This window comes from Caballeronia sp. AZ7_KS35 (assembly GCF_023631045.1).
In the GTDB taxonomy this organism is placed as follows: domain Bacteria; phylum Pseudomonadota; class Gammaproteobacteria; order Burkholderiales; family Burkholderiaceae; genus Caballeronia; species Caballeronia zhejiangensis.
On the sequence record NZ_JALQDV010000028.1, the window covers coordinates 20,434 to 41,758 of the forward strand.

The 21,325-nt window shown below is 63.8% G+C and carries 26 protein-coding genes; 11 read left to right on the plus strand and 15 right to left on the minus strand.

The window, feature by feature from the left end; translation table 11 throughout:
- Positions 1-3 precede the first annotated feature (3 nt).
- A complete protein-coding gene (locus tag NCT05_RS17085) occupies positions 4-312 on the plus strand; it encodes a hypothetical protein (protein ID WP_175979598.1) in 309 nt (102 codons plus the stop codon).
- A gap of 48 nt (positions 313-360) precedes the next feature.
- On the opposite strand, the gene NCT05_RS17090 is transcribed toward NCT05_RS17085, so the two are convergent.
- From NCT05_RS17090 to NCT05_RS17115, 6 genes are all read right to left on the minus strand, one after another.
- Positions 361-516 (minus strand): type II toxin-antitoxin system YoeB family toxin, encoded by a 156-nt coding sequence (locus NCT05_RS17090; RefSeq protein WP_250502769.1) that lies wholly within the window; start codon positions 514-516, stop codon positions 361-363.
- Positions 513-908, minus strand: a complete 396-nt coding sequence (locus NCT05_RS17095; protein WP_250502770.1) for a hypothetical protein — start codon at positions 906-908, stop codon at positions 513-515. The genes NCT05_RS17090 and NCT05_RS17095 overlap by 4 nt, the downstream gene beginning before the upstream one ends.
- A 124-nt stretch (positions 909-1,032) precedes the next feature.
- Positions 1,033-2,322: an MFS transporter gene (locus tag NCT05_RS17100; RefSeq protein WP_175979600.1), complete on the minus strand. Its 1,290-nt coding sequence runs from the start codon at positions 2,320-2,322 to the stop codon at positions 1,033-1,035.
- Positions 2,323-2,492: 170 nt separating this feature from the next.
- A complete protein-coding gene (locus tag NCT05_RS17105) occupies positions 2,493-2,810 on the minus strand; it encodes a high-potential iron-sulfur protein (protein ID WP_250502771.1) in 318 nt (105 codons plus the stop codon).
- Between the two features lie 132 nt (positions 2,811-2,942).
- Positions 2,943-4,043: an NAD(P)/FAD-dependent oxidoreductase gene (locus tag NCT05_RS17110; RefSeq protein ID WP_250478900.1), complete on the minus strand. Its 1,101-nt coding sequence runs from the start codon at positions 4,041-4,043 to the stop codon at positions 2,943-2,945.
- 185 nt (positions 4,044-4,228) lie between these two features.
- Positions 4,229-5,206 (minus strand): AAA family ATPase, encoded by a 978-nt coding sequence (locus NCT05_RS17115; RefSeq protein ID WP_008352674.1) that lies wholly within the window; start codon positions 5,204-5,206, stop codon positions 4,229-4,231.
- 329 nt (positions 5,207-5,535) lie between these two features.
- Here NCT05_RS17115 and NCT05_RS17120 point away from each other — a divergent pair, with 329 nt between their 5' ends.
- Together NCT05_RS17120 and NCT05_RS17125 are read left to right on the plus strand one after the other, a co-directional pair.
- A complete protein-coding gene (locus NCT05_RS17120) occupies positions 5,536-6,057 on the plus strand; it encodes a hypothetical protein (protein WP_008352673.1) in 522 nt (173 codons plus the stop codon).
- Positions 6,058-6,107: 50 nt separating this feature from the next.
- Complete coding sequence (locus tag NCT05_RS17125) at positions 6,108-6,914, plus strand: endonuclease/exonuclease/phosphatase family protein (RefSeq protein WP_008352672.1); 807 nt, start codon at positions 6,108-6,110, stop codon at positions 6,912-6,914.
- A gap of 6 nt (positions 6,915-6,920) precedes the next feature.
- Here NCT05_RS17125 and NCT05_RS17130 read toward each other — a convergent pair whose 3' ends face one another.
- On the minus strand, positions 6,921-7,316 hold the full coding sequence (locus tag NCT05_RS17130; RefSeq protein WP_008352671.1) for a response regulator: 396 nt from the start codon (positions 7,314-7,316) through the stop codon (positions 6,921-6,923).
- Positions 7,317-7,545: 229 nt separating this feature from the next.
- Between NCT05_RS17130 and NCT05_RS17135 the strand changes: the two genes are divergently transcribed.
- From NCT05_RS17135 to NCT05_RS17145, 3 genes are all read left to right on the plus strand, one after another.
- Positions 7,546-8,067 carry a DUF2778 domain-containing protein gene (locus NCT05_RS17135; RefSeq protein ID WP_175979602.1) on the plus strand — a complete coding sequence of 174 codons (522 nt, stop codon included), beginning with the start codon at positions 7,546-7,548 and terminating at the stop codon, positions 8,065-8,067.
- Positions 8,068-8,080: 13 nt separating this feature from the next.
- Entirely contained in the window at positions 8,081-8,314 is a 234-nt protein-coding gene (locus tag NCT05_RS17140; RefSeq protein ID WP_175979603.1) for a hypothetical protein, read from the plus strand.
- A gap of 104 nt (positions 8,315-8,418) precedes the next feature.
- Entirely contained in the window at positions 8,419-9,015 is a 597-nt protein-coding gene (locus tag NCT05_RS17145; protein WP_175979604.1) for an alpha-ketoglutarate-dependent dioxygenase AlkB family protein, read from the plus strand.
- Positions 9,016-9,021: 6 nt separating this feature from the next.
- Here NCT05_RS17145 and NCT05_RS17150 read toward each other — a convergent pair whose 3' ends face one another.
- On the minus strand, positions 9,022-9,411 hold the full coding sequence (locus NCT05_RS17150) for a RidA family protein (RefSeq protein ID WP_008352667.1): 390 nt from the start codon (positions 9,409-9,411) through the stop codon (positions 9,022-9,024).
- A 129-nt stretch (positions 9,412-9,540) separates the two neighbouring features.
- Between NCT05_RS17150 and NCT05_RS17155 the strand changes: the two genes are divergently transcribed.
- A complete protein-coding gene (locus tag NCT05_RS17155; RefSeq protein WP_051996639.1) occupies positions 9,541-10,035 on the plus strand; it encodes an MgtC/SapB family protein in 495 nt (164 codons plus the stop codon).
- Here NCT05_RS17155 and NCT05_RS17160 read toward each other — a convergent pair.
- The 3 genes from NCT05_RS17160 to arsC form a co-directional block, all read right to left on the minus strand.
- Entirely contained in the window at positions 10,032-11,204 is a 1,173-nt protein-coding gene (locus NCT05_RS17160) for a GGDEF domain-containing protein (RefSeq protein ID WP_250435294.1), read from the minus strand. The two genes, NCT05_RS17155 and NCT05_RS17160, sit on opposite strands and share 4 nt — an antisense overlap.
- A 247-nt stretch (positions 11,205-11,451) precedes the next feature.
- On the minus strand, positions 11,452-11,742 hold the full coding sequence (locus NCT05_RS17165; protein WP_008352663.1) for a hypothetical protein: 291 nt from the start codon (positions 11,740-11,742) through the stop codon (positions 11,452-11,454).
- Between the two features lie 125 nt (positions 11,743-11,867).
- A complete protein-coding gene (arsC, locus tag NCT05_RS17170) occupies positions 11,868-12,290 on the minus strand; it encodes an arsenate reductase (glutaredoxin) (RefSeq protein WP_008352660.1) in 423 nt (140 codons plus the stop codon).
- Between the two features lie 408 nt (positions 12,291-12,698).
- On the opposite strand from arsC, the gene NCT05_RS17175 reads away from it, so the two are divergent.
- Both NCT05_RS17175 and NCT05_RS17180 read left to right on the plus strand, forming a co-directional pair.
- Positions 12,699-13,001 (plus strand): hypothetical protein, encoded by a 303-nt coding sequence (locus tag NCT05_RS17175; RefSeq protein WP_144403794.1) that lies wholly within the window; start codon positions 12,699-12,701, stop codon positions 12,999-13,001.
- A 202-nt stretch (positions 13,002-13,203) separates the two neighbouring features.
- Positions 13,204-14,019, plus strand: coding sequence for a DUF72 domain-containing protein (locus tag NCT05_RS17180; RefSeq protein WP_250435298.1), 816 nt, complete (start codon positions 13,204-13,206; stop codon positions 14,017-14,019).
- 7 nt (positions 14,020-14,026) lie between these two features.
- Here NCT05_RS17180 and gudD read toward each other — a convergent pair whose 3' ends face one another.
- The 4 genes from gudD to garL form a co-directional block, all read right to left on the minus strand.
- Positions 14,027-15,358 carry a glucarate dehydratase gene (gene gudD, locus NCT05_RS17185; protein ID WP_008352656.1) on the minus strand — a complete coding sequence of 444 codons (1,332 nt, stop codon included), beginning with the start codon at positions 15,356-15,358 and terminating at the stop codon, positions 14,027-14,029.
- 35 nt (positions 15,359-15,393) lie between these two features.
- Positions 15,394-16,728 carry an MFS transporter gene (locus tag NCT05_RS17190; protein WP_008352655.1) on the minus strand — a complete coding sequence of 445 codons (1,335 nt, stop codon included), beginning with the start codon at positions 16,726-16,728 and terminating at the stop codon, positions 15,394-15,396.
- A 265-nt stretch (positions 16,729-16,993) separates the two neighbouring features.
- Entirely contained in the window at positions 16,994-18,004 is a 1,011-nt protein-coding gene (locus NCT05_RS17195; RefSeq protein ID WP_268811673.1) for a 2-hydroxy-3-oxopropionate reductase, read from the minus strand.
- Positions 17,938-18,723, minus strand: a complete 786-nt coding sequence (garL, locus tag NCT05_RS17200) for a 2-dehydro-3-deoxyglucarate aldolase (RefSeq protein ID WP_175979608.1) — start codon at positions 18,721-18,723, stop codon at positions 17,938-17,940. Before garL ends, NCT05_RS17195 begins: the two co-directional genes overlap by 67 nt.
- Positions 18,724-19,104: 381 nt before the next feature.
- On the opposite strand from garL, the gene NCT05_RS17205 reads away from it, so the two are divergent.
- Both NCT05_RS17205 and chrA read left to right on the plus strand, forming a co-directional pair.
- Positions 19,105-19,806, plus strand: coding sequence for a FadR/GntR family transcriptional regulator (locus NCT05_RS17205; RefSeq protein ID WP_250460280.1), 702 nt, complete (start codon positions 19,105-19,107; stop codon positions 19,804-19,806).
- 280 nt (positions 19,807-20,086) lie between these two features.
- Positions 20,087-21,292, plus strand: coding sequence for a chromate efflux transporter (gene chrA / locus NCT05_RS17210; RefSeq protein WP_250502772.1), 1,206 nt, complete (start codon positions 20,087-20,089; stop codon positions 21,290-21,292).
- Positions 21,293-21,325: the final 33 nt, after the last annotated feature.

Consider the following 21,325-nt stretch of genomic DNA (forward strand, 5'->3'; position numbering starts at 1 on the left):
ACAATGTCGGACTTGCAATCAATCGTCGCATCGGAGCATCGCGTGAACAAATTCGAACTGGAACAGAACAAGGCATTCAAACTCGCCAACGACCTCAAGCAGGGCGGCCGGGCACGCGTGGGCGCAGCGGATGCGCAGAAGCTCGATCGGCGTGAACAGCGCAAGCTCGATCAGGCGAAGGGGCTCGTGCCGTTCGCGTGCAAGCTCGATGAAAAGCTCGTCAAGCAGTTGAAGGAACGCGCCGAAGCGCATGAAGGCGGGATGACGGAAGTGCTGGCCGAGTTGCTGGCGAAGGCGGGCCTGGAGCGGTAAGCGCTGGTTGTCGCCGTGGTGGCCGCGGCAGCGAACGATGCGCGGCGACTACGCTTTGTCGTGCCTGAGCGGTTCCGGCTTGCCCGTTCCCTTGAACGGGCTGCGGCAGCACTCATCGATCAGGCTCGTCAGCTTCTCGAAGGTCTTCGCATCCGAACTGCGCCACTGGTGATAATCACACCAGCCCGGCATCAAGAACTTCACGCCGCGCCCCATCGTCCGGCCTGCTTCGTTCGTTTCGCGAACACGTTGCGAAACATATTGAGAAACGACGATTTCGGCGCCCGCGTCCTACGTATGCGCCGCGCTCGCAGAGGCTTCCCACCTTGCGACGCTTCCTCCTCCTCGAGATCTGCCGGCGTAAGAAAACTGACACCCTGCGCCTCCATCAACTCGAACGTCTCGTCGACTGTCCGCCGGCAAAGCTCGTTTTCGACCTCTTGAAGCCGCGCAATGTACAGCGCCAGCCTGTCCTTCGGAACCACGACGAGCTTCTCCGAATCCAGCAACGGCATCTCGCCCCATTCGCTCGACAACCGCCCCGCTGCCCGCGCCGCTTCATACTTACGCTCGATTAATTCAACGGTCCTAACCATTTTCCGCCCTCCCATTTGCACGACGATGGGCAGATTATGACCGCCAACGTTCGCCCCATGCCACCTGTCCGAACGGGTTAGGAAGAATCGCCTGCGCGCGCCCGGCCGTGTAGTCGGCTTGCGCCTAACGCGTGAGGTCGCGCGCTTCGTCGACATCCGCATGGCGCGTCGCCGGGATGCACGCCACCGCGATCAGCGAGAGCACGAGCCCGCCCATCACATAGAACGTGGGTGCGAGTTGCGATTCGGTCACGCGGATGAGCCACGTCACGATGAACTGTCCGAAGCCGCCGAAGATCATCACCGCGATGTTGTACGCGAGGGAAAGCCCTGTCGAGCGCACGTGCGCCGGAAATAGCTCCGCGATCAGCGCGCCGAACGGCCCGTAGTATCCCGACAGCGCGATCGACAGCAGCGCCTGCACGACAACGAGCCGCATCACGCTCGGTTCCGCCGCGAGCCACGCGAAAAGCGGATAGATGATGACGAGCGTGATCGCGAGCGACCACAGCGACAGCCCTTTGCGCCCGATGCGATCCGACCACGCGCCCGTGACCGGCGACAGCACCGTCAGCAGAAGATTGCCGACGATCAACGCCGTGAACGACTGACCGAACGGCAGCTTCAATTGCTTGACGGCGAACGTCGGCAGATAGGCGATCAGCACGTACACGCTCACCGTCAACGCGATCACCGAGCCGAGCCCGCACAGCACCTCGCGGCCATGCGTGCTGAACACTTCGCCGAGCGTCGCGCGGCGCGCGGTTTTCTTCGCGTGCAGGAACGCTTCGGTGTCGGCCATGTTGCGGCGAATGTACAGCCCGACCGGCCCGATCACGAGACCGAAGATGAACGGCACGCGCCATCCCCATGAATCGAGCGCTTCGGGCGACAGTCCGCGCGAAATCGCCGAGCCGACCATCGCGCCGAGCAGGAGCGACGCCGCCTGGCTCGCCATCTGGAAACTGCCGTAGAAGCCGCGCTTCGAAAACGGCGCCGCTTCGATCAGCAGCGCGGTCGAACTGCCGAACTCGCCGCCAGCGGAAAATCCCTGCAGCAGCCGCGCGAACACGATGACGAGCGGCGCGCCGATGCCGATCGCCGAGTAAGGCGGGGCTATCGCGAGCAGGAGAATGCCGAGCGTCATCAGTCCGATGACGAGCGTCAGCGCCGCCTTGCGCCCCGCGCGATCCGCATACAGGCCGAGAACGATGCCGCCCACGGGACGCATCACGAACGCGACGCCGAAGGTCGCGGTGGTCAGAAGAATCGACGAATAATCGCTGCTGCTCGGAAAGAACAAGCGGGCGATGACGACCGTCATGAAGCCGAACACGGTGAAGTCGTACCACTCCAGCGCGTTGCCGATGACCGCCGCCATCACGGCGCGCGCGTTCAATGCTCTTCCTGGCATGCGATCCCCCAAGGTCAGTGGGTGTCCGCGCTTTAAAGATGCGAACGCGCGGCTCTTTTTTCCTTGGCGAGTGTAAAGACGGTTTTTCTCCCGATCAAGCTAATTGCGAACGAAGAAAAGCGCGCCGTGCCTTTCGGCCGGGCGCGCTTCGGCTCGGGCGCGAGCCGCGCTTATGCCTTTTTCACATAGGCGCTGCACCAGCCCTTCGCCGCGACCTGCTTGTTGCTGAACATCGGGCACGGCGCGTAGGCGTCCGTCGGCTTGCCCTGATAGAACTGACAGTTGCCGCAGTCCTGCCCGGCGGCGTACTTCCCGAACTTGGCCTTGTCGACCTTGCTCGCGTCTTCCTTGTAGCCGAGTGCCTGCGCGGTGGGATCGCTTTCAGCGACTTTCGGGGCGTCGGCGGCGAAGGCCGCTTTCGAGCCGAGCGCGAACGTCGATGCGACGCCCACGCTGGTAATGAGAAACGTGCGACGTGATGTCTTCATGGTGACTCACTCCATGTTGTATTGGGGGATAGCGCCGTTCTTGGCGACGGCGATACCCGAGCATAGCAACCTGAAAGCGAGTCGACGACGCCAAATGTTAGAGATAAGGCATGGCGGAAAGTCGCATGACAGTCAGCGCGCCATGTCGGCGACGCGTTCGGCGATCGCGAGCGATGCCGTCAATCCCGGCGATTCGATGCCGAAGAGGTTCACGAGTCCCGGCACGCCGTGCGCCGATTTGCCCTGGATCACGAAATCCGCCGCCGCCTGGCCCGGACCGGACAGCTTCGGACGGATGCCCGCGTACGCGGGTTGAAGCGCGTCGTCGGGCAGACCCGGCCAATACGCGCGGATCGCGGCGTAGAAGGAATCGGCGCGACGCGGATCGACGTCGTAATTGAGCGCCTGCACCCATTCGACGTCCGGACCGAACTTCGCCTGCCCGCCGAGATCGATCGTCAGATGCACGCCGAGGCCGGCTTCGTTCGGCATCGGATAAATGAGCCGCTCGAACGGCGCGCGTCCGCTCACGCTGAAGTAGTTGCCCTTCGCGAAGTAGAGCGGCGGCACGTGACGATCGTCCAGTCCGCGAATGCGCCGCGCTATCTCGTTCGCATGCAAGCCCGCACTGTTGATGAGAAACGACGCCCGAAAGCGCGCCGGCGACTCGCCACCCGTCTCGACGATGAAGCAGCCTTCGCGCGCATCGATCGACGTGACCGGCGTATGGAACACGATATTCGCGCCGTGATTCTCCGCCTCGCCCTGCAGCGCGAGCATGTACTGATGACTGTCGACGATGCCCGTCAGCGGCGACCACACCGCCTCGACGCATTGAAGTTGCGGCTCCATCTCGGCCGCCTGTGCGCCGCTGATGCGCACGAGTCCCTTCACGCGATTCTCGATGCCCTTCTGTTCCAGCGCCGCGAGTTGCGGCACCTGATTGCGCGCCGTCGCGACGAGCAGCTTGCCGCATTGCCGATGCGGCACGCCGTGCTCCTGACAGAACGCGTAGAGCATGTCGCGCCCGCGCACGCACAGTTCGGCCTTCAGCGATCCGCGCGGATAGTAGATGCCTGCGTGAACGACTTCGCTGTTGCGCGAGCTCGTGCCGATGCCGATGCCCTCGCCCGCCTCCAGCACGATGACTTCGCGGCCACGCTTGGCCAGCGCGCGGGCGATCGCCAGTCCGACGACGCCCGCCCCGATTACTACGCAATCGATCCGATCCATGTCTTCTTCCGCGGCAGATTTGTCCCAACTATTTTACGTTCGGGACTATTGCGCGTTACACAACAAATGCACGCCGATTAGATCGTTTTCCGGTGCAATTCAGAAAAAGGCAAGAATCTGGCCGCCAGATGTCAAAAACGACAGGTTTTGGCGGCCTTTTCGGCAATTTCGCGAACGGCGCGCTTTCAGAAGCCGATCGCTTTTTTGCGCAAGTTGCGGTCGATCTGAATGTCGCGCGCTTCGACGTGATGCCGTCCGTCGATACGCGCGTTGCCGAACGCGTTCAGCATCGCGCGCCGCATGCCGCGCGGCGACGCCTGCGTGAGCGCGTCGAGCGGCGCGTCGCCGAGTGTTTCCGGAAAACGCGCGCCCCACGAATGAGCATTGCGGATTTCGGCGTAAATCGACTGCGCGATGCGCCGCGCGCCGTCGCGATCGGGCGGCGGAATTTCGTAGACGTTCATGCGATTCATCAGGGGCTCGGGAATCGCGCGCGCGTCGTTGGCCGTCGCGATCCACACGACGTTGCCCGCGTTGATCGGCACTTCGGCGAATTCGTCGACGAAAGTCTGCGCCGTGTCATGCTCCAGCAGCGCATAGAGCGCGCCGAGCGGATCGTATTGCGCGTCGCCGGTGGCCTTGTCGATTTCGTCGACGGTCATGACGGGATTCGCGTAGCTGCCGTTCACGAGCGCATCGAACACCTTGCCGGGCTTCGCATTGCGCCATTGCGACGACGCCCCCGACAGGATCCAGCCCGCCGTCAGCGAGCTCATCGCGACATAGTGATTCGACGTGCCGAGCAGCCGCGCGAGCTGCTTCGCGAAGTGCGTCTTGCCGATGCCCGGCTCGCCGAGCAGCAGCATCGGCATGAGTTCGAGGCGATCGTCGGTTTCGAGGCACAGCGCGATCTGCTTGCGGATATCGGCGAGCGGCTCCTCGAAATTCGGCAGGTCGGCGGCGAGATCGTCCACCGACGGCATGCGGTTCGGCTTCACGCAGAAACGCAGATTACCCACTTTGAGCATTTTTTCGTAAGTGGCGCGCAAGGCGTCGTTCGCGCCTTCGGAGAGATCGTTGAGCGCGGACTCCACATCGTCGAGACTGTAGACCTTGCTGAACGATGCCACTGCGAGTTCCTGTTTGACCACGGCCGTCGTCATGTCACACCCCGTCAATTTTTATGGTCGACGAGTCCAGTGTATCGACGCCAAAACCGCACGCAAGCGAGCAGTCGAACGCGTGTGCTGCTAATCGCGATGCGCGCAAAGCGTGCGAGTATCATCGTCGGACGACGCGGCGAGCGGGTTCGAAATCTGCTTCGCGTCAGGCCAGGTTGAGATTCGTTTCGTTCGTCCACAATTGTGTGTTGCGCGGTCTGGCTGAACCGTACCTGCGCCGCCGTGTCACAACGAATTCGCCGGAGAACCCGATCCAGCGACGCGCCAGCCGCGCCGCCAACCGAACAGTCCGCGCGCAGGAGTCGCTTTCAATGCATAAAACGATACGCACCGTCTTTCTGAATGCCGCGCTCATGACAGGCGCCGGTCTTGCCGCGCTTAACGCGCAGGCGCAGACCGCGCCATCGCAACCGGTGACCTGGGAGTTGCAGGTCGTGCGCGACGGACAACAGATCGACTCGTTTTCCGGCACGACGAACGTCGGACAGGCGCGCACCGACACGCATCACAACAAGGTGCAGAATCGCGTCGGCTGCGCGGATCAGCCTGCCGGCGACATCGATCTGCAACGCACCATCACCATTTCGCCGACGCGCGCGAACGCCGACGACATCACGCTCGCCATCGACGCGCAGGAAACCTTGCAGGACGACAGCTCGCGCGCATCGCCCTCGGGCTGCAAGCTGCCGCCGGTGCCGCGTCAGGTGAGCGGATCGCATCCGGGCTTGGCGCTCAAGCCAGGCGAATGGGCGCAGTGGCAGCTCATCGACAGCAATCCGTCGCTCGCCTACCGGGTACGCGCGAGCCTGGGGTCGCCGGCGGCGGCGCAATGACAACCGCGGTGACATAGACTCAAGAGGCCGCCGCTCGAGACAAAGAACGCATGCGAAACCCAGAACATCTTCCGCCAGGCCCGTCCGCTCATTCGGCCACGCCGGATTTCACGGCGGTCAGCTGGAATCTGCACAAGGGCCGCTCGCCCCTCGGCCTGCGCGCGTGGACCGCGATGCAACGGTGGGTTCAGACCACCAACGCCGACGTCTATTTTCTTCAGGAAGCGATGGCGCGGCGCATGCCGCAGCCCGTGCTCGCAAGCGGCTTCGGCAAGCCGTTCGACGCGCCGCTCGACGATGTCTGGCATTGCCAGGCGACCGAGATCGCCACCGCGCTCGAATTGCAGATCGCGCTCGGACCGAACGTGTTCAAGCCGTCGTGGCGGCATGGCAATGCGATTCTCTCGCCGCATCCGCTCGATCTTTCCGGGCGCTGGGACATCTCCGCGCATCGTTTCGAAAAGCGCGGATTGCTGGTCGCGCGCGCGACCTTCGCCGGTCAGGCCATCACATTGCTGTGCGCGCATCTCGCGTTGACGCGGCAGGCGCGGCTGCGTCAGATGAACTGGATCGCGCACTGGATCGCGAAGGAAGCGCCGGAAGGTCCGCTCATGCTGGCGGGCGATTTCAACGACTGGCGCAACGACTCCGTGCCGCTTTTCGGCGAACTCGGCATGAGCGAAGTCGCGACGATGCTCGGCGAATCGGGCCGCACGTTTCCGGCTTTCTCACCGGCGCTCGCGCTCGACAAGATGTTCGTGCGCGGCCTGAAGCCGGTCGAATGGCTCGTGCCGACGCAGGACACCGCGTGGCTGTCCGATCACCTTCCGTACATGGCGCGGCTGCGTGTGGAGTGAGCGCGCTCAGGGCTTCGTGAGCAGCGCTTCCAGATCGGCGATGGTGACGGGCTTCGTCAGATGATGATCGAAGCCCGCGTCGAGCGCGCTGCGACGATCGGCATCGCTGCCCCAGCCGGTCAATGCAAGCAGCAGCGCGCTTCGGGTCGCGTCGCGCTTTCTCATTTCGCGCGCGACGTCGAAGCCGCTCATGCCCGGCAATCCGATATCGAGCACGACAACATCCGGTTTGAAATCGTCGAGCGATGCGAGCGCGCGCGGGCCGTCATGCTCGGTGCGGACTTCATGGCCGAGCGCTTCGAGCAGCATCGACATGGCAAGCGCCGCATCGACGCTGTCGTCGACGAGCAGGATGCGGCGGCCCGGCACCGTGCCGCCGCTTGCTTGGGCGGTGGTGTTCATGCAGTTCCCCGTTGCCGTCGTCGCACGAAAAGGCCAAAGCGGATGTTCCGACCCTCGCACGACGTTATTGAGATGATTGGGGCAATGTAGCACAGCGGGTTGCCCAACATGCCGGCGCATCCGTTGGATACCCCTGCAAGAAAGCACTCTGAGTTCAGAAAAACCGTATTTCCCGGTCGGCCCGTCTTACTCCATTGTGTGGGTTCCACAAAATGACAAGCGTGCTGCCATGCCACTCCAAGGCAAATTTGTCGCCGACAATACGTCGCGGGCGACGTTAACGGTGCTCGGAGTCGGCGTTTTCCAGGCATTCTCGGGGGACGGCATATACAAGAACCGGGGCGGCTGCACGGCGGTGCCCGATGCAGGGCCGATACCCGAAGGAAAGTATTGGATCGTCGCACGGCCTACCGGAGGCGTGGCCTCGCAAGCGCAGGCCTGGATGAAAGACCTATGGAATGATTGGGTGCGAAACAGTCCAAGCAATCACGGTGAGTGGTTCGCGCTGTACCGGGATGACGGCTCCGTCGATGACTGGACGTGGATCAATGGCGTTCGCCGCGGCAACTTCCGGTTGCACCCTCGCGGCGGCGCAGGTATTTCGCTTGGCTGCATCACACTCGAGAGTTGGGCGGACTTTCAGAGGCTGCGGCATGCGCTGCTGCACACGCCGAAGATCTCCGTCAGAGCGGGCCGCATCGAGGCTTACGGTTGGATCGAGGTAACGACAATTGGGAAAACGTGTCCTTAGCGTAGTGCTCGTAATGCTTCTGTTCCTCGGTCTGTTTCGGCTTGCGGTGCGGTACGTCCACACCTATCCGCTGCCAATACCCGCAGATCAGCAGCAAATCCTGATCGGCGTTGCCAGGATGCTGAAGGTGCAGGACTACGAGTTTCTCTACATCGCGTCGATGCTCGCCATCGATGCGATCGTGGCCGGACTGGTCTCTTGGGGGGTGGTCCGGTTATGGCGGCGATGTACGGCTGCGGGCAGATAAGAGGCCGAACTGACCCTTCCAGGCTGAAAACGACTCCGCAATCACGCCGCCCGGCGGCTCTGCTATCGTGAACGTTCCTTCCGCCGCCGTCTCGCACCACAGTCATGTTCGATCTCTTCGACGACATTCCCAAGCCCGACATCGCGTGGCATCCGGACTGGATCGACGCCGACGCGGCTTCCGATCTGATGGGCGCCCTGATCGCGGAAGTCGCCTGGCAGCAGGACACGATGACCACGCCGGGCGGCCGCGTGCCGCTGCCGCGCCTGACCGCGTGGCAAGGCGAACCGGACGCGGTCTATGTCTATTCCGGCATCCGCAATGTGCCGCAGCCGTGGACGCCCGCCGTCGCGCAACTTCGCGAGCGCGCCGAGGCCGCCTGCGATGCGCGCTTCAACAGCGTGCTGCTCAACCGCTATCGCAGCGGCCTCGACAGCATGGGATGGCATGCCGACAAGGAACGCGAACTCGGGCCCGAGCCGGTGATCGCATCGGTGAGTCTCGGCGCGACGCGCACCTTCGAGTTTCGTCACGCGCGCACGCACGCGACGCACACGCTCGCGCTCACACACGGCAGCCTGCTCGTGATGCGCGGGCGCACGCAGCGCGAATGGGTGCATCGCGTGCCGAAAGAGCCGGGGGCGCGCGGCGAGCGCATCAATCTCACTTTCCGCTGGGTCGATGCGTCGAAACGGAAGTAATCGCGCTCAAGGACGTTTCGCGACGAAATCGATCTCCACGAGCGCATCGCGCGCAAGCCCCGTCACGCCGATGCACGTTCGCGCCGGCAGCGGCTTCGGCAGAAAGTACGAGCGATACACCGCGTTCATCGCGTCGTAGTCGCGCTTGAACTCGGTCAGAAAGATACGCACGCTGACCACATTGTCGAGCGTCAGCCCGACGCCGTTCAGCACGAGAATCAGGTTGTCCATCACGCGGCGCGTCTGCGCGGCGACGCCTTCGGGCAACGGCGCGCCGTCGTCGTTCGGATCGGTCGGCATCTGACCGGTGAGGAACACCCAGCCGTCGGCTTCGGCTGCGTGCGAGAAAGGGCCGACGGGCGTCGGCGCGGCATCGACCATCGTGAATTTCGGCATCTGAGTCACTTCGTCTCCCCGTTTTGCGTTCGATATAAAGCAGAACCGGCACGTTAGCGCGCCAAAATTGCGCGCGCGCCGGCGCCGCATGCGAAGATGGCCCGGCTTACGATTACCTTTTCACACGCGATGCTTCCCTATCCCATTCTCGCCGACGCCGTGTTGCGCATGCTGGCCGCGATGCTGATCGGCTGCATCATCGGCATCGATCGCGATCTGCACGGCAAGCCGACCGGCATGAAGACGCTCGGGCTCGTGTCGCTCGGCGCGTGCATCGCGACGATGTGCGCGCAAGGTTTCTCGATGACGCTCTCCAACGACGCTGACGTGTCGCGCGCCGTGCAGGGCATCGTGACGGGCGTCGGCTTTCTCGGCGCGGGCGTGATCCTGCAGAATCCGCGCGAGAATCGCGTGCGCGGGCTCACGACGGCGGCGTCGATCTGGGTGACGGCGGCGGTGGGCATCGTCTGCGGACTGGGCGTCTGGAGCCTCGCGTTCATCGCGATGATCCTGATGATCGCGCTGCTCACGATCGGGCGCGTCGTCGAGAAGCGTCTGTTGCGTCGCTGGATGAGCAAGCCGGAAGACGAACGCCAGAAATACGCGGACGTCGAAGAGGCTTAGGCGAACGCGTCGGCGGCGGGCGCTTTCACGCGATTGCGGCCCGCGACCTTCGCGGCATAGAGCAGGCCGTCGGCGCGCGCCATCAGCGATGCGAGCGGCTCGCGCCCGTCCCACATCGCGATGCCCGCGCTGAAGGTGTAATGCAGCAGGCCGCCGGGCGCGGCGCACGGCGTCGCCTCGACGGTCTTGCGCAGCCGCTCGACGAGCGCGGTGACATCGTCGATGCGCGCCGCCGTGCAGAAAAGACAAAACTCCTCGCCGCCGATACGCCCGAACGCATCGTCTTCGCGAATGCGCGCACGCACGATCGACGCGAAATGGCGCAAGACTTCGTCGCCCGCCGCGTGACCGTAGCGGTCGTTCACGCTCTTGAAGTGATCGATGTCGATGACCGCGACGAACTCGCGCTCGCCTTCCTGCCGCGCCCGCGCGAGACGCTCGCCCGCGCCGGCCAGCAATGCCTTGCGCGAAAGCGCGCCGGTGAGATCGTCGAAGCGCGCAAGCCGTTCGAGCCGCTGCGCGAGACGGTCGTGCGCCATCATCACGAGGCCGATGCACAGCGACGGCAGCACGAGAATGCCGAGCGCGAGAAACGTGATCTGCATCACGCCGGGCTGCAGCAGCGATGTCTGCGCGGGCGGCTCCACGACGTAGATCGCGCCGCGCACCGTATGGCCGAGCGCGCCGAGCGCCGCCGCGCCGGCGACGAACAAGTAGTTATAGCGCGGCCGTTCCCTCGGACGCTCGATCAGCACGCGTCCGGCGATCGCGAAATCGCACGCGGCATGAAACGCCGACACGATCACCACGCGCGCATTCACATCCGGCGTCACATACGTGAAGTAGACGATGCCCGCCATCACGCCGAGCCACATGATCCAGCCGGCCCAGCGCTGCGCGGGACGCATGCGAACGTCGAAGAAATCGTTGCAGCCTTCGTAGATGAGCAGGACCGTCGCGGCGAGCAACTGATTCGCGACGACGATGCCGAGCCACGCCGGCGCCACGTTCTGCACGGCGAAAAGCAAGAGCGAAACGATTGCGATGACGTTCGCCCCAAGCCAGCGCGGCACGCCCGCAATCGCGTGCGAGAGCAGCGAAATCAGCACCAGTATCGAGAGGATGCTCGACAGCGCCGTGACGACGAGAATGCTGACGGGACTGAACATCGCTGAAAGTGGACGGGATATCGCTCGTGCTTTGAGCAAACGACGCCGCACGCGCGGTGCGACGAAAAGATTCGCTAAAAGGGATTCGCGGCGAAAGAGCACGAGTATCCGACAACACCGACGTGTTTACGGCTCGAATCGGCGTGCCTTGAACAGGTCGACCCGCGTCATGGCGTCGCATGACGCATGTAAAAACGCGGCGCAGCCTTTCGGCGCGCCGCGTTCGAACGCGGATTCCCGCGCGCTTTTACCATTCATGACGCTCGCGCCAGCGTTGCTCGCGGCGCATCTCGTGATGCCAGCGGCGCTCGCGCCATTCGTGACGACGCCATTCGCGCTCGCGCCAGCGTTCGTCGCGATCGCCGTATCCATATCCGTAATAGCCGACCGGCACCGCGGGCTGCGCGTACACGGGCTGCGTGTAGACCGGCACGCCCACGCCCACCGCCACATCGACGTGCGCGTTCGCCGATGCCGATATCGCAAGTGCCGCGAGCCCCGCCAGCCCGATCGCCGTACCAAGAAGTTTCTTCTTCATGCCGCTTTCTCCTTGCACCGAGTGCCGTGTGAGTCAGTGCAGTCTAGAAAGCGATGACGGATACAGGTGCAACGGGTTTGCCAGAAAGGTAACGTCAGGTAACGGTCAGCGAAAACGAAGGTGTCCTAGCGCACACGCTTGCCGGAACCGTCGATGACGACTTCGCCGTCTTCCTTCGTGAACGGCCCCTTCTGCGCTTCGGGCAGGATATCGAGCACGAGCTCCGATGGCCGGCACAGCCGCGCGCCCTTCGGCGTATCGACGAACGGACGGTTGATGAGAATCGGATGCGCGAGCATCGCGTCGATGAGTTGTTCGTCGCTGAGGCTCGGATCGTCGAGGCCGAGTTCGGCGTATGGCGTGCCCTTCTCGCGCAGCGCTTCGCGCACCGACAGTCCCGCGCGCGCGATCAGCGCAACGAGCGTCTCGCGGCTCGGAGGATGCGTCAGATACTCGATCACCGCCGGCTCGATGCCCGCGTTGCGGATCAGTGCGAGCGTGTTGCGCGAAGTCCCGCACTTCGGGTTGTGATAGATGGTGACGGTCATGGCGGCGATGTCCCTGCGTTCGTGGATTAGCCATCGCATTCTAGGCGATGGCGCGATCGACAGCTTCGCGTCACGCACGCGACCGCGAGCGCCATGCGCGTTCAATTGCCCTGTTCAATCGCGGAGCGACGGCCTATAACGAAGAGTGCAGCGCGGCATGCGTCTTCTGCGGACCCGCGGGTCCCATTCGCCGGCAAGCGCACCGGCGCTCCGTCTGCATCACATTCGAACAAGTCCGGGAAACCCGCCGCGGCAGCCTCGCCGGGAACCGGCGCCAATATCCGCTCGCCAGCGCCATGCATGGCACATGCAGCACTCGTGGCACGTTCCGTGCGGATCAACGATTCGAATCAGCGAACAGCGTTGCGCGGCGTACACGCGAACGCGCCTTTCGATCAAGGAGTCGACATGAAATCACGTATCGCCATGGCGGCGCTCGCCGCCTCGTTACTCGCCACTGCCGGTCTCGCATCGGCTCAGCAGTCCTACTACCGCACCGCGCAGGTTCCGGGACAGGCCACCGCCGACACCTGGACCGATCCCGGCGCGCCCGCGCAAAGCGCCATGCAGGGCCAGTCGACCGACACGTCCTACGGCGGCTCGCCGATGACACGCGGCGCGGCCGGCGCAACCACGATGGGCACGATGGACAGTCCGGCCTCCAAGCCCTGCACGCGCGGGCCGCAATGCAATATCTTCTTCGGCCAGTGAATTTTTTAGACTGCGCCAGCATAGGTGCATGACCCGGCGCGTCCGTTCGGTGAGAACGGACCCGCTTCCCTTATCCACGGAATGGCCAGCATGCACTGCGACGAATCTCCCGCACCTCTCTTCGACGAAGGCTTCAACCAAGTCGTGACCGAGACGCGCGAGCCGGACGGTTCGCTCGATGCCGGCCGGAAGTAAGCGCGCGATGGCCACCTCGAAAAGCAAGACCGCGCGCATTCGCGTCGGCGTCGGCGGATGGACGTTCGAGCCGTGGCGCGGCACGTTCTATCCGGACGATCTGCCGCAAAAGCGCGAACTCGAATACGCGAGCCGTGCGCTGACGTCCATCGAAGTGAACGGCACGTTCTACGGCGCGCAAAAGCCCGCGACGTTCATCAAGTGGCGCGACGAAACGCCCGACGACTTCGTGTTCTCGCTGAAGGCGCCGCGCTACGCGACGAATCGCCGGGTGCTCGCCGAAGCGGGCGATACCATCGAGCGATTCTTCGGCAGCGGCGTGCTCGAACTGAAGGACAAGCTCGGCCCGATCAACTGGCAATTCGCGCCGACCAAGACGTTCGATCCGGAGGACTTCGAACGCTTTCTCGAACTGCTGCCCGCGAAAGTGGAAGGCCGCGCGATTCGTCACGCGGTCGAAGTTCGGCACGAGAGCTTTTGCGATGCGGCCTTCGTTGCGCTCGCGCGGAAGTATCGCGTCGCGGTGGTCATCGCGGGGGATTCGAAGTATCCGCAAATCGCGGATATCACCGCGCCGTTCGTCTATGCGCGCATCATGGGCACGACCGACAAGCAGGCGAAGGGCTATGCGAAAGCGGCGCTCGATCGCTGGGCCGAGCGCGCGAAGACGTGGTCGTCGGGCGGCTCGCCGGACGACTTGCAGACCTTCGGCAAGGCTGCGCCGAAAGCCGCATCGCGCGATGTGTTTCTCTACGTCATCAGCGGATTCAAGGAGCGCAATCCCGCGGCGGCGATCGCGCTCATCGAACGTCTGAAAGGCTAAAGAACCTCTAGCGGACGAGACACGGCTTCTTGTTGTCGAACTTCCAGTTCGGAATCAGATATTGCATCGCGACGCCGTCGTCGCGCGCGCCGAGTCCATGCTGCTTGTACAGTTCGTGCGCCCTCTCGACTTCGTCCATATCCAGTTCGACGCCCAGGCCCGGCGCTTCCGGCACCTTCACTTTCCCGCCGACGATCTGGAGCGGATCGCGCGTCAAACGCTGGCCGTCCTGCCAGATCCAGTGCGTGTCGATAGCGGTGATCTTGCCCGGCGCGGCAGCGGCGACGTGCGTGAACATCGCGAGCGACACGTCGAAGTGATTATTCGAATGCGAGCCCCACGTCAGGCCCCAGTCGTTGCACATCTGCGCGACGCGCACCGAGCCTTGCATCGTCCAGAAATGCGGATCGGCGAGCGGAATGTCGACCGATTGCAACTGGATCGCATGACCCATCTGACGCCAGTCCGTCGCGATCATGTTCGTCGCCGTCGGCAGGCCGGTCGCGCGGCGGAATTCCGCCATCACTTCGCGGCCGGAATAGCCGTTTTCCGCGCCGCACGGATCTTCCGCGTAGGCGAGCACGTCGTGCTTGTCGCGGCACAGGCGGATCGCTTCGGCCAATGACCACGCGCCGTTCGGATCGAGCGTCACGCGCGCATCCGGAAAACGCTCGGCGAGCGCCGTGACGGCTTCGATTTCCGCATCGCCCGCGAGCACGCCGCCCTTCAGCTTGAAATCGTTGAAGCCATAGCGCGCTTGTGCCGCTTCGGCCAGCCGCACGACCGCCTCAGGCGTCAGCGCGACTTCGGTACGCACGCGGTCCCAATCGTCCTTGCCGTCCGCGCCGGACGCATACGGCAGATCCGTCTTGTGGCGATCGCCGATGTAGAACAGATAGCCGAGCATTTCCACTTCATCGCGCTGCTGGCCTTCGCCGAGCAAGGCCGCGACGGGCACGCCGAGATGCTTGCCGAGCAGGTCGAGCAGCGCGGCTTCGAGCGCGGTGACGGCGTGGATCGTCGTGCGCAGATCGAAGGTTTGCAGGCCGCGGCCGCCCGCGTCGCGATCGGCGAACTTCGTGCGGACCTGATTCAGCACCGCATGCAGATTGCCGACCGATTGCCCGACGACGAGCGAGCGCGCATCGTCGATCGTCTGGCGGATGTTCTCGCCGCCCGGCACTTCGCCGACGCCCGTGTTGCCCGCGCTGTCCGTCAGGATCACGAGATTGCGCGTGAAGAACGGACCGTGCGCGCCGGACAGGTTCATGAGCATGCTGTCGCGGCCCGCGACCGGCACGACGCGCAATTCGGTGACTTTCGGAGTGTTCGTGGACATGAGCGTGATCCTTCCCAGAGAGGTTGAAGCGGGTTTCAGTGCGCGCCTTGATGCGCGACGTGGCCGTCCGGCGTGCGATCCGAGCGGCGGTTGCGCGTGAAGAAGACCGCGACCGCCGCGATCAGCGATGCGACGCCGAGGCCGTACAAGCCGCCCGACACCGAGCCCGTATGTTGTTGAAGATAGCCGAAGGTCGCAGGCGCGAAGAAACCGCCGAGATTGCCGACCGAGTTGATGAGCGCGAGCACGCCAGCCGCGACGCGCGCATCGAGATAGCCTTGCGGAATCGGCCAGAACAGCGACGACGCCGCCTTGAAGCCGATCGCGGAGAAGCAGATGGCGACGAACGACAGCACCGCGTTGCCGGTCGTCGATGCGAACAGGCCACATGCCGCGATCACGAGCGCCACGGCGACCCACGCCTGCTGGAAGCGCCAGCGCGCGGAGAGCAGCGCGAAGCAGTACATCGCGACGATCGCGATCATCCACGGAATCGTGTTGTAGAGGCCGACCTGGAAATCGGTGAGGCCGCCCATCTTGCGGATGATCGTCGGCAGCCAGAAGGTCGCGGCGTAAATCGTGAGCTGAATCGCGAAATACATGAAGCAGAACAGCACGATCTGCGGATCTTTCAGCAGCTTGATCGCGGGAATGTGGCCGCCGGTGGCCGCTTCGCGTTCCGCCTGTTCGGATGCGATCGCGTTTTGCAGCGCGCGTTGCTCGTCGACGGAAAGCCAGTGAGCATCGCTGATGCGCGATTTCAGCAGCATCCAGCTCACGCCGCACAGGATGACGGAGAACCCGCCTTCGATCAGAAACATCCACTGCCAGCCGTGCAGGCCGAGACCGCGAATCGACAGCAGACCGCCCGTGATCGGGCCGGACAGAATCGATGCGAACGCCGAGCCGCCGAGGAAAATCGCGATCGCCTTGCCGCGTTCCTTCTGCGGCAGCCATTGCGTGAAGTAATAGATGACGCCCGGAAAGAATCCCGCTTCCGCGACGCCCAGGAGAAAGCGCAGCACGTAGAACGACGTTTCGTTCTGCACGAAGGCCATCATCGCCGCGACGACGCCCCACGTACCCATGATGCGCGTGAGCCACGCGCGCGCGCCGTACTTCTGCATCAGCACGTTGGACGGCACTTCGAACAGCGCATAGCCGATGAAAAACAGACCGCTGCCGAGACCGTACGCCGCCGCGCCGATGCCGAGATCGGTCTGCAAATGCGAGCTCACGAAACCGACGTTCACGCGATCGATGTAGTTCGCGATGAACATGATGAGGAACAAGGGCAGGACATGGCGCTTGACCTTGGCGCTGGCCGATTCGAGCAGATCGGCGGCTGGCGTGGCGGGAATCGTGTTCAAGGGATGTCTCCGGATCGCGTCTCGTGGTACGTTGTCTGATGACATTGTATGGCGAGATGCTTTCGGGGCCAATCACGTGTTTACCCTTTCTCGGCTCTAGGCTTGTCGTGTATGGCTTACGCGCCGATGGACACGGAGCGCATCTTCGGACGCTGGCCCTTTAAACTAGGACGTCTGACAACTGCAGAAGCACGAAACCGGTTGCGAAAACGACACTGCCGGCGCGAGGCCGGCAGTGTTCAACGAAGACGGGAAAGGCTGACGCTTACTTCTTGTCCTGCCCGATCTCGTGATTCGCCATGATCTCGAGCGCGCGGACCATGCCCGAGTGATCCCACGCCTTGCCGCCGTGCGCGGCGCACGCATTGAACAACTGCATGCACGTCGACGTGTTCGGCAGCGCGACGCCGAGCGATTGCGCCGTCGCGAGCGCCAGATTCAAATCCTTCTGATGCAGCTCGATACGGAAGCCCGGATTGAACGTGCGCTTCGTCATGCGCTCGCCGTGCACTTCGAGAATGCGCGACGACGCGAAGCCGCCCATCAGCGCGGTGCGAACCTTTTCGGCATCGACGCCGGCCTTCGATGCGAGCAGCAGCGCTTCGCCGACCGCCTCGATGGTCGCCGCGACGATCACCTGATTCGCGACCTTGCAGACCTGTCCCGCGCCGACTTCGCCGATCAGCGAGATGTTCTTGCCCATCAGGTCGAAAAGCGGCTTGACCTTGTCGAACGTGGCTTGCGCGCCGCCGACCATGATCGTCAGCGACGCGGCCTTCGCGCCGACTTCGCCGCCGGAGACGGGCGCGTCGAGATAATCCGCGCCCTTCTCGCGCACTTTCGCCGCGAATTCGCGCGTGGCGATCGGCGAAATCGAGCTCATGTCGACGACGATCTGACCGCTCTTCAGCTTGCTCGCGACGCCGTTCTCGCCGAACAGCACGCGTTCGACGTCCGGCGTGTCCGGCACCATGATGAAGATGACGTCGGCCTGCTCCGCGACGGCCGCGGGCGAATCACAGGCCGTGGCGCCCGCGCCGGTCAGATCGGCGGGCACGCCGCTGCGCGTGAATGCCGCGAGCTGGACGCCGCCCTTGAGAAGATTGGCCGCCATGGGATTGCCCATGATGCCCAGTCCGATGAAGCCTGCCTTTTGCATGTATCGCTCCTTGATGTCGATTTTCGATGCCGGTTTGTCGAGCGCGACGCTCAGTCCGGGATGAAATGTTTGCGCACGCCCTGCGCCGCGTTTCTGAGCATCCCCAGATCCGCGCACACGGCGACGAATGTGCTGCCCATTGCCAGATAGCGCTCGGCGTCTTCCTGCACGGGCGCGAGAATGCCGCTCGGCTTGCCGGCCGCGTGCGCGCGCTCGAACACATGTGCGATGACCGCCTGCACGTCCGGATGGTTCGCTTGGCCGATGTGACCGTACGATGCCGCGAGATCCGACGGTCCGACGAACAGCGCGTCGACGCCTTCGACCGCGATGATCTCGTCGATCGCTTCGACCGCCGCGCGGCTCTCGATCTGCACCGCGACGCTGATATTGTCGTTCGCGACCTGGAAGTAGTTCGGAACCGTGCCGTAGCGATTGCCGCGATGCCCGACCGACACGCCGCGGATGCCCTGAGGAGGATAACGCGTCGCGGCGACGGCGCGCTCGGCATCGGCGGCGCTGTCGACGAACGGAATCAGGAAATTGACGACACCGCCGTCGAGCAGCTTCTTGATCGCGACGGGATCGTTGGCCTGCGGGCGCACGACAGGCGCGCTCGGGCTGTCTTTCAGCGCCATCAATTGCGGGATGAGCGTGAGCGCGTCGTTCGGCGCGTGCTCGGCGTCGAGCAGCATCCAGTCGAATCCGACCACGCCGACGAGTTCGGTGACGATCGGACTCGCCAGCGACATCCAGCATCCGATCAGCCGCTTGCGCTCGCGCAGCGACGTTCGGAATGTATTGGGCAGCGGTTGATATGGTGACGAAGACGGCATGATGCCTCCCTGTGACGACGGCGATCTGATTGGAAAGCGGCAAGTCCGAACTCACATAGTTATCGGACGTCTTAACACAGGGTACTGTGGAAACGCGGGAAAACGACAGCGGCGTAAACCCTGCATTCCTTTAATTTAAGAGATTTCTGCTAAGAATCGTCTAATTCTACTTATACGATGTCTTATATCAATTTGCAGGACATGCGGGCCGCGTCGAATTGACGAAGCGTTCCCCACGCAGGAAGATGCGTCGTCGGACGTCCCCACGCGCGAGGCTTATCGCGCCATGCGCGTCGACCGATCCTAAGCGAAGCCAAGACGTCCGACAACGGGCGTAAACGCCGCGCTTCCCAGAACAATATCCATCAGCAGCGAATCACCATGGCCAGTCTCACCGATAAAGTCGTCGCAACCCTGATCGAGGATATCGAACGCGGCGTTCTCCGTCCCGGCGACAAGATCCCGACCGAAGCCGCGCTGATGAAGCAACTGTCGGTGAGCCGGTCCGTGGTGCGCGAGGCGGTGTCGCGCTTGCAGGCGGCGAACGTCGTGGAAACGCGGCACGGCGTCGGCACGTTCATCCGCTCGCCCGAGGAACGCGAATCCGTGCGTCTCGCGGATGCCGACCTGTCGAACCTGCTCGACATCATGGCGATCATCGAATTTCGCATCGATCTCGAAGGCGCCGCCGCCGCGCTCGCCGCCGGCAGGCGCACCGACGCGCATCTGAAGCAGATCGCCGCCGCGCTCAAGCGCTTCGAGGAGCAACTCTCGAACGGAAGTACGGACGTGCTGCAACACGACGTCGAGTTTCACTTGCAGATCGCGCGGGCGAGCGGGAATCGCTATTTCCACGACGTGCTTAGTCAGATGGGACGCGGCGTCAGTCCGCGCACGCGGCTGGGCAAGGCCGAAATCGCGGAGCTGGATCAGATCGAACGTCTGCGCTGTGTGCTGAGCGAGCACAAGGCGATCTATCAGGCGATCGTGCGTCAGGACCCGGACGATGCCCGCGCCGCGATGCGCATGCATCTGAGCAACAGCCGCGAACGGTTGAGACACGCGCATGGCGTTGCCGCCTGAATGAGCGCCGATGTTTTGGGCAGTGCCGCCACGTTGTCTGAGTAAACGAAAGAGTTCGTATGTATACGTGGTAGTAGTTAACAAGCTCCCCGCAAATCGGTGGATAACTGGCAATGCGCTTTTTACGTCAGAGGTTTACCGCGCCGACAACTCCGGTATGGCGGGCGTGGTTTCGGCCTGAACTCGGGACAACTTTCGCGTCGTTTCGACGGACGTCGAGTTGTTCAGAAAGCGCCAACAGTTAACGCGACGATGTGCCAACAAGGTTGTCCACAGGACGATGGCTTTGCATGAACCGAAGTCCGCGCGCGGAACGCCGTTCGAAGTGTTCGCGACGTTTCTCAAACTCGGCCTGACATCGTTCGGCGGACCGGTCGCGCACATCGGCTACTTTCGCGCTGAATTCGTCGAACGCCGGAAATGGCTCGACGACACGAGCTTCACCGATCTCGTCGCGCTATGTCAGTTCCTTCCCGGGCCGGCGAGCAGCCAGGTCGGAATCGCGATCGGCTTCGCGCGCGCAGGATGGATCGGCGCGCTGGCGGCATGGACCGGCTTCACGTTGCCGTCCGCGATTGCGCTGATTCTCTTCGGCCTCGGCCTGGCGCACTCGGCGCAGCTGATTCACTCCGGGATCGTGCACGGTCTCAAGCTCGCGGCGGTCGCCATCGTCGCGCAAGCGGTGTGGGGCATGAAGACGTCGCTGTGTCCGGACCGGTTGCGGGCCGGCATCGCCGTGGCCGCCGCGTTGATCGCGCTGACCGTGCCGTCGGCCGCCGGGCAATTGGGCGCCATCGCGTTCGGCGGAATCATCGGCTGGCGGATGTTGACGCTGACGCATCTGGCGTCGGCGAAGCATCGGCGATATGGCATCGGCAGAACGCAGGGCGCGATGCTGCTCGCGGTTTTTTTCGTGCTGCTCGCTTTGCTGCCGGGCGTCGCCGGTTGGACCGGCGCGAACTGGCTCGCGATGGCGTCGGTGTTTTACCGGTCGGGCTCGCTCGTTTTCGGCGGCGGGCACGTCGTGTTGCCGCTGCTTCAGGCGAGCGTCGTGCCGAACGGATGGGTGCCCGACGATGTTTTTCTCGCCGGATATGGCGCGGCCCAAGCCGTGCCGGGGCCGCTCTTTACCTTCGCCGCGTTTCTGGGCGCGGTGATGCCCGCGCCGCTCGGCGGATGGATCGGCGGTTTCGCGATGCTCGTCGCCATGTTCCTGCCCGCGTTTCTGCTCGTGCTCGGCGCACTGCCGTTCTGGGAGACGTTGCGTCAGCGGGACGCGATACAGCGCGCGATGGGCGGCGTGAACGCGGCGGTCGTCGGCATTCTCGGCGCGGCGCTGTACGACCCGGTCTGGACGAGCGCCGTGCATTCGCGTGCGGATGTCGCGCTGGCGTTGGCCGCGTTCGGTTTGCTCGTCGTGGGGCGCGTGTCTCCGGTGATCGTCGTGGCGCTGACCGCGATCGGCGGATGGGTGATCGGCGCGTGAAAATGAAAAAGGTCCGCGACATGCGCGGACCTC